Genomic DNA, 12,017 nt, shown 5'->3' on the forward strand with positions numbered 1-12,017 from the left:
CGTTAGACAGATTCCGACTCAATCAATAGCTGTTCAAAAAACGATCCGAATTTCTTTTCTGCGTTCACAAAATGAATTTCCAAAATCCAGAATCGTTCCTTTCCTTCGAATGTTTCTTTTAGATTCAGAAAATTCTCCTCACAGATATAATTGATTTTGCTTATAGAATGATTCTTTTTATGAGGGAACTCATCGATGATATGACCCGCAATTTCACTTCCAAAAAGATAACCGTCTTCCGATGCGAGTTTTTTTGCGAAGTCGAAAAGTTCCTTACCCGTAATGGATTCTTTAGAAAAATAATAATCTCTACAACGATTCCATGCATTCTCTACGCAGGATCGGATGCGTAACTTTTCCGGATCGTTTCCCAGAACATAAGTTCTTCCAAAATCGGCTTCCATGTCTTCAAAGACCGGTCCCAAATCGATCCAGAGAATATCGTCCTCTTGAATGAAAAGGTCTTCCGGATCAAAATCATAAGGAAGGACCGTGTTCTTGCCGGTGCGTACGATTTTTTTGTGCCAGTATTTGGAAACTCCAAACTCGGATTTTGCCAGTTCATAAATAAGCGCGCTCGTTTCTTTTTCGGAATTGCCGGGTTGAACGATCCGATTGTTTTCGATCCGTTGAAACAAGTCCGAAGCTTTTTCCTCCGCCACTTTCAGTGTCTTTAATTTTTCTGATCGATTCGTCACAGTAATATCGCCGCCTAATTTTCTTAGGGAAGGATGTCGGTTAACGTTTTGTTTTTTTCTTAACTGATTTTTTAGAAACCGGCTTCGACTTTTTTTTCGGAGTTTTTGAAATCGTTTTTTTGGACGTAGGAGCTGCTACACTTTTCTTTTTGACTGCAGGCTGCGGTTTTTTCTGAGAAACGAGTTTTTCATGAAGAGCCGCCATGGCCGCACGTTCCGATTCCTTGGCAACCGCGCTCGGATAATGAAATACAAGAAATTCTAAGATCGTCCGAATGTTTTCGGATTTTCTTACTTGGTTGTAATTTCCGGGAATATCAAACCAGAGATCTCTTTCTTCTCCGTAGATCGACGAAGACGCGGGAAGAAAAATAAATTCCTTCATCGGAGAAAGGGGATGAAAACGATCCATAAAAAGAAAGGTCTTAAAAAGTTCCTGCAAATACTGAGAACCATAACGCAGACCGAACACCGGAAGGATCGAAAAAAGATAACTTCCTCGAAACGGAGTTCCGAGAGTCACGAGACCTCGAATCTTTTGACGGCTCCGATCCGGAAGTAGCAAAGTGAGAAGACCTCCGGTATTGTGAGCGATCAAAACGGACTTCGTCGGAATCTGATCCATCTGCTTTGCCAAAATTTCCACGGCCTTTTTTGTGTTTAGAAAGAAGGGAGGGATTCTCAAAATTCTGGGTTGATATCCTTTGGCCTCGAGCGCTTTACAAAGTTTCCAATAGAACAAAGGCCCCGAAAGAAAACCCGTCACGATATAAATATCACCTCGGGAAAGATTGGGATCTCGTCCCCAAGGAATCAAAGATGAAATTACAGAAAGGATAAATTCTAAAATTTCGGAAAGGAAATAGAAGAATGTTCTAAAAGCGGAAATGATTTTTTTCATGAGAATGGCTTGAAGTTATGGGGTGAAAAGACAAGACTGTCAGAGTCTTTCATGAAAACAAAGAAGCTAATTGTTTCCCTTGGGATTTTTTTCATCCTTCCTTCCGCTGTCTATTCAAATATACCGACTCACGCGGGCATGGAGAAAAATTTCAAAGAGGTCTGGGGAAAATGGTTTCCAGTTCCTTATACGAAAATTCTTAAAAAGGATCTAACGGGAAAAGGAGTTTTGGTTTATAAAAAAACTCCGGAGCGAATCGTTTATATTTATACATATCTGGTCTTCCTTCCTCTTTATACGGAAAACGAAGAAGCTCCGAAGGAAATCCCCGGCAAGGGAAGGGAGATCCGAGCCAAACTCATCTACGAACCGGCTCATCCGACGGAAAAATATTCGATTGAGTTTACCGAGTTCGACGAACAATACAATAGCAAATCGGTGGTACGATGGATTCGTTAAAATCAAAATCGGAAGAGCAAATCAGACAAAAAATGCTTTCGGAAGGAATGTCTGAAACGTTCATCCAAGATTTTCTTAAAAAAGTCGACCAGGTAAGAAACGGGGAAACCGGGATCGTTCGTTGGGAAGAAGTCGGCGATTTGGATCCGAAAAAAGACGAAATCACCCTGGAAGAAATCGAAAGACAAACTTCTCCGGCTCCCGAAATTTTAAAAAATCTCGTCGTCATCAAATTGAACGGAGGACTCGGCACCTCGATGGGACTTTCCGGTCCAAAATCTCTCATAGAACTCAAGGACGGAATGTCCTTTTTGGAGATCATCGCCAAACAATCCGAAGTCATTTTAAAGAAGTATAACGTGTCCGTTCCGCTCATCCTCATGGACAGCTTCAATACGCAGGACGAAAGCCAGGCCGAGCTCAAACGAATCGGATTCCAACAAAAGTTCGCGACTTCTTTTTTACAACACAAGGTTCCTCGTCTTTTAAAGGAGAACCTAACACCGATTTCATGCAAAAATCCGGACGAAGAATGGTGCCCTCCGGGACACGGAGACATCTGGATTTCTCTTTTAGAAACCGGACTTTTAGATACGTTGATTGCCGACGGTTATAAAGTGGCCTTTGTTTCCAACGGAGACAACCTGGGAGCGACGGTTCATCCGGGAATTCTAGAATATCTTCTCAAGGAGAATCTCGAGTTCTGTATGGAAATGACTCCGAAAACCCTGGCCGACAAAAAGGGCGGGGCGATCTATCGAAGAATTCTGAACGGAAAACCCGAAAACTACCAGCTCTTGGAAACCGCCCAGGTCCCTTCCGATCACATGCACGAGTTTGAAGGTCTGGGAAAGTTCCGAAGTTTTTCGACAAACAATCTCTGGATCAATCTCGTAGCTCTTAAGGAAAGACTACTTCAAGAAAACTTCGAACTCTCTCTCATCGTAAACCCAAAGAAAATCGACGGGAAAGAAGTGCTTCAACTGGAAACTGCGATGGGCTCCGCAATCCGAAATTTTACTCGAGTCAAAGGAATCATCATTCCCAGAGATCGATTTGCTCCCGTAAAAAAATGCGAAGACTATCTTGTAAGAAGATCGGACGCATATCAGCTCTTAGACGATTATTCGATCACGATGTCAGACGAGAGGAAAAAGTTAGGCTTCGGTGAAGTATTGATTACATTGGATGAACAATACTATAAAAAAATCCAGGACTTCAACCGATTGTTTCCTGAAATACCGTCTTTGGTGCGCTGCACTTCTTTGGTGGTGCAAGGAGAAGTCCTCTTTGATCGGAAAATCAACATAAATGGAGACGTAGTGATCCAAAATACGAGTTCAACTCTTAAGAAAGTTTCCGAATTAAAAATCACCAACTTCGAATCCGGAAAATATTCCTTTTAGGCTTTACAAAGAGAATCCTCCATCCAATCTTTTTCTTAGAACGATTTATAAATGGTTCTAAATATCTCAACTGTTATGATGGACTCGGGTCCGGAAACGGACGGATCTTTTGCAAACAAAGGCTGAAATGACAACTTCTAAAAGTCCGAAGATCCGCTCCTTTGACGAAGGCGAGATTGAACAATTTAAGAACGTCTTTATCAATGAGAATCGTGGGAAACCGATCGTTCTCCTTCGATTTCAAGATATCAAATCCCTTTCTTTTCTAGACTTTTTACAATTGGTTCCGATCCGAATTTCGGAGCTGCATCCCGGCGCGGAGAATCATTATTCTTACTATTGTTACGGTGATAAGAAGAATCTTCTGATCGGAGTCGCTCCCGTTCAAATCCACGGATCCAACGGATTCTTAAACTTTGATTCCGTTTTAGGAAGATTCCGAGAAGTCTCGATCAAAAACGGATCGATGAACTTCGACTTCGGAATCGCAAGAACCCAGTGCAATTATATCTCTTATGTCGATGAAATCTTTCACGAGTTGGAAGTTTCTTCTCTCAAAAATCTGAAGGACAATCTCATACGTTGGAGTTGGACCTATCTCAATCGAGTCAACGATTACTTTGCGGGAGAGAAAGCCGACGCGGTCATTCAACCGATCATCCACTACAACCACAAACTTCATACGTATTCAATGAAGGGCGGAGAGGTTTTTGTGGGCGGGGAAGCTTACGCCGGTTATGCGGACCTGATCCGGGATATTCCTCACGATCAGGACTTAAATCGAATCGAACTTTTGATTTTGGAAAAGCTTACGATGTGTTGCAACGGAGCCCCCGGACTTCTCAAGTTCAATATTTCTCCGCAGACTCTTATCGATACGTTTGATACCGACGAAAAGGTGACTCGCTTTCACAATCTTCTTCTCAATCAAAATCTCAACCCGGCTCTCGTAAGAATGGAACTGATCGAAAAACCTTACGAAGAAACCGAGATTACTCTGAAGAGCGTCTGCAAACGATTTTGGAATTTCGGAATCAGCTTTGCCGCTGACGATTTCGGAGTCAAAAGTCAGAGTCATCAGATCGTTTTGGATCTCGGGGAAATGATCAAAGAATTTAAACTCGATCCGATCAGTTTTAAGTTTAAGGCGGATCAAGACCTAACTAAGTTCTTAGACAACCTCGCCTTTATCGATTATTGCAGAAGATTATCCGACAACAGAGAAGCGATCATCACGGCGGAAGCTCTGGAAGACATCGATTCTCTCAACTTTCTGATAACGCACCAAGTTTATTACTTCCAAGCCAATCTCTTCTGTACAAAAATTTCCATCGAAGAATACGTGGAAATTTTTGATGAGATGCAAGATTTGCCGGAATCGGTCGTAAATAAAATTTTAAATTCGGAAGAATTGCTCTTAAAGCTAAAAGCGAAAGGGAATATCTTTAAACTTTCGAAAGAACTGGGATTGATTTCTTAATCGATTTTCTTTTTCTTCCGAATTTCTATCTTCGACGTTGTAGGAATCTTTAGAACATAAGACCGATTTTTATTTCATCGGCCATATGTTCTTTTCGATCTGGATTCTTCCTTTATTCTTTTAAGAACGAAAGATTGGATTTTTGACTGACGATCGTTCCGTCCTTCATCGTAACGGAAAGCGCGTCGCCTGACTTTTCGATCTCGATCTTAAACTTTCCGTCCTTGTCTATAATCGGAGATTCTTCCACATACTTTCCTTCAAAGATTTTCTTCTTATTGAACTTCACGACATAGTTTACGTTGTCCTGACTTTCAATTTCCAGAAGCACTTGACTGACTCCGTTGTTTCCGTCCCAGGCCATAGCAGTCCACGGTCCTTTGAACTTTTCAAGAGTAGAATCTCCTCCAAAGGTTCGTTTTTTCGGTGCGACAACCGCCGAAGAAAGAACCGCAGAAGCAGGAAGGGAATTTCCGCTTTCACCGCCCAGATCCGATTTGGAAGTCACCGAATACAAAAAGAGTGTTTCTTTCGCGGGAACATCGGCTACATAAGAATTCTTATTTCCGGAAGATCCAAGAAAGGTCCAAGATGATTCTCCTCTCTTCTTGCGAAAAATGTAATATTCCGAAGCTTCTTTTACTTTATCCCAAGTGAGAGAAATTTTTGCGGCCTTTGTATCCAAGATCCCTTTTACGTTTTCCGGAGCTGAAAGTTTCACGCCCCTCTGTTTGTTCGGATCCGTAAATCCATAGGCAAAACTTGAGAATGGTCCGTTTTTTCCTTCTTCGTTTACCGCGGTCACGGAATAATACGCATAACGTGCAGGAAGGTTTTCATCGATAAATTCTTCAGCGCCGGTTTCGGAAATTTTTTCCCAAGCGCCTCCGCCGATCCAACCGGATTTCACATAACGGAACACGAAGTATTTCGAAGCGCCCGAAACTTTTTTCCATCTCAGTTCGATCTTACTCTGATACGCTCCTCTCGTCGCAACCAAACCAAGAGGTTTTGCAGGAGGAGTTTTCGGCTGCGAAGTAAATCCGCTCGCTGCGTCCGAAGGTTCTCCGGTTTTGCCGTTTAGTTTTGCGGAAACCACATAGATTTCGACGACCCCTTTTTTGGCCGCGGCTACATCCGTAAAACTATTCAGTTTAGAATTTCCTATCGGGTTGTATCGCTTCTGGGTCTTGTTATACTTAAAAACCTGATATTCTGCGGAAGCATCCGCCGGTTCCCAAGCGAGCTCGACCTTATTATCATACTGTCCTTGTGTCGCCTTGAGTCCTAAGACTTTCGGAGGTGGTTTTAATTCTTCCGTCTTTGCAAAACCGATCACTTCTCCGGGAGAAAGATCCGAAGCGGCCGTATCGGTAAGAGTTAGAATTCTGTATTTGTATGCGAGGTTCGGCTGAACTCCGTCGTCATTAAAACTATTAGTAGAAGAAAGACCGATCTTGGAAAAACCGGAATCTCCGGGAGCCTTTCTATGAACCTCGTAACCGACCGCGCCGGGAACAACTTCCCAGTTGATCGTAACCTTATCGCTAAAACTTCCTTGAGAAGCGTTGATCGTAGAAGGTGGAACGGGATTGTTATCGCTTGAAACCGCAGCAGGATCCGGAGTATCGGAATCGGGTTTACCATGGTCGGTAACGGCTTCAACTTGATCCACCATCACGAAGGCGCCCTGACAAATTTTTGTAAACCAGCGATAGTCGATATAACCGTAACCTTGATCGCCCCAATCCTTTCCCCAAGAATTGATAAACTTTACGGCATTCTTAGAATCATCGTAACCGACAAGAGCGATCGCGTGTCCACCGTAGGTCTTACCGAGACCTTCTTTGTAGACCGTATTTCCTTTTAAGTTAAAGAAATTCTCATATACTAATATTCCCGCGACGACCGGTTTGCCTTCCGCAAGTTGAGCCTTTACCTCCGAAAGATCGGTTGTTTTTACACGAAGATATTCTTTCGCCTTAAATCGGGACGCCGCGTTAATGGCAGCTTGCGAAGGACGCGCCCTGTAATCCGCGGGATTGTAAGGCATTTGATCCCAAGGAGCCGCGCCCATCTCGACCATCACTCTCATCGCGTCCGAGATCAAAGAACCGTTGTCTCTTCCCCCGTTGATCTGATTGTAGATAAAGGCGGGTGAAAAAATTTGACTGTAATTGGGGTTCCCGTCTTGAGTACGAAGAGACCAATTTTTAGAACCTTTTCTTTCTATGTATTCCTGAAAACTTTTCGTCGCGTAGGCGGTCGACCAGGCAACACAACTTCCTTGTTCGCCCTGATTTCCCACGGGAGGCATAGAATCGGAAAGATCCACTCTGGAAGAAAGCCCTCGATGGGAAATTCCATACGGATTGGTATCTTTTAGAGAAGAAAGAAGTTCGGAAGATTCCTGCTTCATCCCCAAAGACCTCATAGAAGGCTGGGAAAAAACGGAAGTTTGGGCCAATAAAAATAGAATTGAAATTACTATAGAATATCTTGAAATTCTCATATACTTAACTTAGTTCCCTTTTTGAGACTGAATTATTTCTTTTATCTGATCTTCCGTTTCTCTCGAATATTCCTTAAACGCAAACGGATGCGGTTCGTACAGGGCGATCAACTTAGATTCGTTTCCCTTGCTGTCTTTTACGGTTTTTTGAATTAAAAATAAAATGTAGTCTCCTTCCGGAGGAGCGGCTTTCAGCCATTTGCCCAACAATTCCGGAAAAATCATAAATCCGATTTCAAACTTAATCGGTAATTTTTCTCCGCCTTTCCAGGGTTTCAAAATTTCAACGGTCGCAGTTACTGACACTGAAGTTTCGGAGATTTTTTTCTCGTGAACGTTTGTAATCCGAGTGAGAGCGATATAATCCGAATTTCTAATTTGATTTTCAAGAGTCGGAGGAGTGGAAAGCGGCAGAAGCGGTAAGGTTAAAAAAAGAAAAGCGATAAAAGCAGATCCTTTGAATTTCATCTTTGTCTCCATCTGTGTCGTGTTACAGTCAAGGGTGCAGTATAGGTCTTGGAATCGGATCCGCAAGAAATTTTTTAATTTTTAAAAAGGGCTGCTTCTTGTCCTAGGTCACCGGAAACTTCCTCGCATGTTTTTGCGATCTCGGAGGATTCGATCGCCAATTTATGAATAAACTGAGTCGCTCCCACGATCGAAACCGAAGATTGTTTTACTTCTTGGATCACTCCGGATTGCTCCCGAATTACGACTTCCAATTCTCCCGCGTTTCGAATGACTCGATCGAATATACCGCTCAATCTTTCTCTGACCTTTGTTTGATCCTTTAAGGTTTCAAAAAAAGACTCGGTAACTTTCATAATCTCGTTCACGTCTTCGATCACTTTAGAAACGGTTTGAGTTCCTTGTTGAACGATCTCCGTATTCTTATCCATCGCCTCGTTTCCGGTTCGGATCAGATGATGAATTTCCTTGATCGTCTTTGCGGTTTGATCCGCGAGTTTGGAAATCTCGTCCGCGACGACCGCAAAACCTCTTCCTTGTTCTCCGGCGCGCGCGGCTTCGATCGATGCGTTGAGAGAAAGAAGATTTACCTTTTCCGCGATATCGTTGATCACCCGTAGTCTCTGCGACATTTCCTGATAACTCGCTGAAACTTTACGAATCGAGTCGTCCATCTTTTGCAAGGATTCTTCGCTTTGTCTCGTGTGTTGTCCCGCGTTATCTAAGATTGTCTTGCTATTGACGATCTCGTTTTCCAAGATCTGAAACTTTTCTTCAAAGGTCCCGTATAGATCCGCAAATTCTTTGTGAGAATCCGATTGCACTTGGGCGGCTTTCGAAACCCTTTCCAAGTTTTGCCAAGCGTTTTCCATAGCGATATCGATCACTCCCATGTTGGAAATTTGTTCGTCCGAATTATGAACCACGCCGAGAGCGCTATTGGCCATAGAAGCCATATTCTTTCTTAAAAAATCGACCTTGGACTGAACCGACTTTTGAATGACAAGATTGGCGGAATGGAATTCTTCCTTTTTAAAATAATTCTCCCAGTAGTCCAAATATTCGTTTTTGAGAAGAATCGAGTAATATATAAGAATTCCGGATTCGAATATTACAAAAACAGCATGTATTAGAACAACCTGCAATCCGGCTCCTGTGCTAAAAACTATGATCGGAATTTCGTTCCATTTCACTCCAAACTCCTGACAGTAGTTTAGAATTCCATGATGGACCGCGATATAACCGGCGGCGGGAACGATCGCCCTCCAATCTTTATAGATGAGAAGAAAGGCGAGGGCGCCGAAGACATGAAAGTGCATTTCGATTCTTCCAAATTCGGATTGAATAAAGATACCGGAATAGAGCATCAACAACAAAGAATTTAAGACTCTACTAAAAAGAGTTCCTCGAAAGGAGACAAAATTGACGGTGCCTGCGATTCCCAAGGCAAGAGAAGAATACAACGCAAATTCCCAGGTTCCAAAACCGAGAGAAAGTAAAACGGCCGCGGGGATATGCGCCAAAAGCAAAATCCAAATAAAACGATCCGCGGACTTCATCTCGGCTCCGAGTTTTTCTTTGGCGCTGTCTTTCGGAGAAATTCCGAACGAGATCGGATTTTCCGTTAGAGAAGAATTTTCTATGGATTGTATTTCACTTTTTGACATACTTTATAAACCTCTAATATACCTTTGCGCTCAGTTTGTGTAAACTCTCTTCGGAAAAGCCGGATAAATCTGGATAGACGACTCGAATTTTACCGGTTTCATCGACGACGAAAAGAGGATTTTGATGAACGATGGATTCTTCGAACCCTGCACTTACCGAGACCTGAAACAATGCCGCGATTTTTTCGGCGTCTTTTCTGTCCTTGGGTAAAAGGAGAATCGGCTCACGTTTCCAACGAGATAAATACTTCCTCATCCAAGATTGTTTTTCTCGATCCTTCTCCGGGTCCAAGCTGATCAAAGCTAAGTTCCAGGATGAAAATTCTTCCTTCGAAAGTAGAGTTTCCAATTTTGAAATCCCGGTTCGGCAGACGGACTTACAATCTCCGTATCCAAAGTAAATAAGATATTTCCTGCCGTATAAATCCGTATCGGTTATAACAAAGTTTTCTCCGTTGCGAATTTGAAACGCCGGGAGTTCCCGATCGACCTTCATACCGGAGTCCCGATGTGTTTGATCACGGACCACGAACGGATTGGCCGCTAAAACAAAGTAGAGACAAACTGCGATGATCAAAGCGGAAATAGATTTGGAAACTATAGGATAAAGATTCAATCTATAATTTTTGACGAAAAGAAACGAAGAAAGACGGGAAGATTTTATAAAATCAGTCTTCGAGATTAAACGAAATCGGAACCCTGTGAGACATTCTCGTGGGTCGACCTTGAACGTAACCGGGACTCCAACGAGCCATCTTTACGATCTTGATCGCGGCTTCGTCAAATCCAAATCCCGCTTTTCCGGACGCAACCTTCGCGCCTTGTAGGTTTCCTTGTTCGTCTATTTGTACGATTACGATGACTTGTTTGGAAACGATTCCCGCGGACTTGGCTTGTGCCGGGAAAAAATCTCTCAGATCAAAGTCGATGATCGGAGTTGGAGTTTTGTCTCCGTTATAAGAAAATAAAAAACCGTCCTTGTCGGTTCCGTTTCCGGAAAGGGCATTCGGATTGAGATCCTCGTCGATAGGATCGTCCGCGTTTTGATTGGAACCTTCGACCCATTCCTGTTTTTCAACGGGGGCAGGAGAAGAAGAACCTCCGATCAGTTCGGGTGGAATTTCTTCCAAATCGACTTCCACGTCCTGAGCTTCCAAATCATCCGAAGAAATTTCGGACTCGGGAATATAGGTCGCGATAAAATAGGCGCCGATCGTGACCGTATGCAAAACAAAAGACGCAATCAGACAAAATTTGAATAGACCAAACTTGAGAATCTTCTGTTTGATTTCGGGAACGCTTACCATTCTTATTACCTATTTCGCCTAACGTTTAACCGAAAGGGCGATCTTTGTGACACCAGCTCTGCGGATCACTCCCATCGTTTCTGCGATCTTTCCATAAGGCAAAGAAGAATCCGCAGAAAGAGTCAGACGCATATTCGGTCTGATCTTAGAATCCCGTTCCAACTGAGTTTTTAGTCTTTCGATCGTTGTATCGGCCCCTTCCAAAAGAATCTTTCCGTCCTTTGTCAAAGCTACTTGGACAGACTGCGCTACGTTTGGATCCGCGGCAGCAACCTTGGGAAGATTTATATTGATGGATTCCTTTTTCAAAAAGTTCGCGGTTACCATAAAGATAACTAAGAGCACCAATATCACGTCCACCATCGGAGTGATATTGATATTGCCTATTTCGTCTCCGTCGCCGGATGGAGTAGTTCCTGCCATTTCCAGATCTCCTTTAAACTACTACTTCTTACGAGACAAGCTTGCAAGAAACTCTCTCGAAAGAATTTCTAAATTGGCCTGAATGACTTTCAGCTTACGAGTAAAATAGTTATTGGCCATTACGACCGGAATCGCAACCCCCAAACCCGCCGCGGTCGCCAAGAGCGCCGTGGAGATACTTCTCATCACAAACTCCGCTCCGGTACTTCCTAACGTTCCCAAACCGTAAAAGGCTTTGATCACACCGAGAACCGTTCCCAGAAGACCGATAAAAGGAGCGTTGTTCCCCAAAGTGTTGAGAATGGAGAGATGATTTTCTAGTTCGATTCTTTCTCCGATAATCTTTCCTTCCTGAAGTTCCGAAAGACTTTCGTGACCCCCGTTGAAGTTTTCGACGGAGAATTGAGAAAACTTAGCGTAGATGTTCCCGGGATTTTCCGCTGCGAGAGACTTTACCGAGTCCAGGTTTCCGTTTCTAATTTCAGAAGTAAGAACTGGGAGAATGGCTTCCGTATTTTTTAGATTCTTACGAAAGATGAGAATTCTTTCCGTTCCTACTGCGAGGGCGACGATACTTGCAATCAGCATAATAATAAAAATGAAAGTCTCGCCGTATTCAACTAAAAACATGGTCATGATGTAGATCCTCTAATATCTTTATTTTTTAAATCTGGCGACGAAGTCACTCAGTTTTCA

At 43.0% G+C, this 12,017-nt stretch carries 11 protein-coding genes and 1 pseudogene; 3 read left to right on the forward strand and 9 right to left on the reverse strand.

Features of this window, described 5'->3' with window-relative positions; all coding sequences use genetic code 11:
• Nucleotides 1-2: 2 nt before the first annotated feature.
• Both A0128_RS20800 and A0128_RS20805 read right to left on the reverse strand, forming a co-directional pair.
• Complete coding sequence (locus A0128_RS20800; protein WP_069609677.1) at nucleotides 3-698, reverse strand: M24 family metallopeptidase; 696 nt, start codon at nucleotides 696-698, stop codon at nucleotides 3-5.
• Nucleotides 699-911: 213 nt separating this feature from the next.
• A pseudogene (locus A0128_RS20805) lies at nucleotides 912-1,599 on the reverse strand (lipase family protein); the annotation flags it as partial.
• Between the two features lie 51 nt (nucleotides 1,600-1,650).
• On the opposite strand from A0128_RS20805, the gene A0128_RS20810 reads away from it, so the two are divergent.
• From A0128_RS20810 to A0128_RS20820, 3 genes are all read left to right on the forward strand, one after another.
• Nucleotides 1,651-2,058, forward strand: a complete 408-nt coding sequence (locus tag A0128_RS20810; RefSeq protein WP_069609679.1) for a hypothetical protein — start codon at nucleotides 1,651-1,653, stop codon at nucleotides 2,056-2,058.
• Nucleotides 2,046-3,464, forward strand: a complete 1,419-nt coding sequence (locus A0128_RS20815; RefSeq protein ID WP_069609680.1) for a UTP--glucose-1-phosphate uridylyltransferase — start codon at nucleotides 2,046-2,048, stop codon at nucleotides 3,462-3,464. Before A0128_RS20810 ends, A0128_RS20815 begins: the two co-directional genes overlap by 13 nt.
• A gap of 127 nt (nucleotides 3,465-3,591) precedes the next feature.
• Nucleotides 3,592-4,944, forward strand: coding sequence for an EAL domain-containing protein (locus A0128_RS20820; RefSeq protein ID WP_069609681.1), 1,353 nt, complete (start codon nucleotides 3,592-3,594; stop codon nucleotides 4,942-4,944).
• A gap of 112 nt (nucleotides 4,945-5,056) precedes the next feature.
• Here A0128_RS20820 and A0128_RS20825 read toward each other — a convergent pair whose 3' ends face one another.
• The 7 genes from A0128_RS20825 to A0128_RS20855 form a co-directional block, all read right to left on the reverse strand.
• Nucleotides 5,057-7,456 carry a C1 family peptidase gene (locus A0128_RS20825; RefSeq protein WP_069609682.1) on the reverse strand — a complete coding sequence of 800 codons (2,400 nt, stop codon included), beginning with the start codon at nucleotides 7,454-7,456 and terminating at the stop codon, nucleotides 5,057-5,059.
• 9 nt (nucleotides 7,457-7,465) lie between these two features.
• The gene (locus tag A0128_RS20830) at nucleotides 7,466-7,924 is read right to left on the reverse strand and encodes an LIC_20196 family exoprotein (protein ID WP_069609683.1); all 459 of its coding nucleotides are present in this window, start codon (nucleotides 7,922-7,924) and stop codon (nucleotides 7,466-7,468) included.
• Nucleotides 7,925-7,998: 74 nt separating this feature from the next.
• The gene (locus A0128_RS20835; RefSeq protein WP_069609684.1) at nucleotides 7,999-9,591 is read right to left on the reverse strand and encodes a methyl-accepting chemotaxis protein; all 1,593 of its coding nucleotides are present in this window, start codon (nucleotides 9,589-9,591) and stop codon (nucleotides 7,999-8,001) included.
• A gap of 13 nt (nucleotides 9,592-9,604) precedes the next feature.
• Nucleotides 9,605-10,207 (reverse strand): SCO family protein, encoded by a 603-nt coding sequence (locus A0128_RS20840; RefSeq protein ID WP_069609685.1) that lies wholly within the window; start codon nucleotides 10,205-10,207, stop codon nucleotides 9,605-9,607.
• Nucleotides 10,208-10,259: 52 nt separating this feature from the next.
• Nucleotides 10,260-10,898, reverse strand: coding sequence for an energy transducer TonB (locus tag A0128_RS20845; RefSeq protein ID WP_069609686.1), 639 nt, complete (start codon nucleotides 10,896-10,898; stop codon nucleotides 10,260-10,262).
• 18 nt (nucleotides 10,899-10,916) lie between these two features.
• Nucleotides 10,917-11,321: an ExbD/TolR family protein gene (locus tag A0128_RS20850; protein ID WP_069609687.1), complete on the reverse strand. Its 405-nt coding sequence runs from the start codon at nucleotides 11,319-11,321 to the stop codon at nucleotides 10,917-10,919.
• Nucleotides 11,322-11,342: 21 nt separating this feature from the next.
• Nucleotides 11,343-11,957 (reverse strand): MotA/TolQ/ExbB proton channel family protein, encoded by a 615-nt coding sequence (locus tag A0128_RS20855; RefSeq protein ID WP_069609688.1) that lies wholly within the window; start codon nucleotides 11,955-11,957, stop codon nucleotides 11,343-11,345.
• Between the last annotated feature and the right edge of the window lie 60 nt (nucleotides 11,958-12,017).

The organism is Leptospira tipperaryensis, from assembly GCF_001729245.1.
In the GTDB taxonomy this organism is placed as follows: Bacteria; Spirochaetota; Leptospiria; order Leptospirales; family Leptospiraceae; genus Leptospira; species Leptospira tipperaryensis.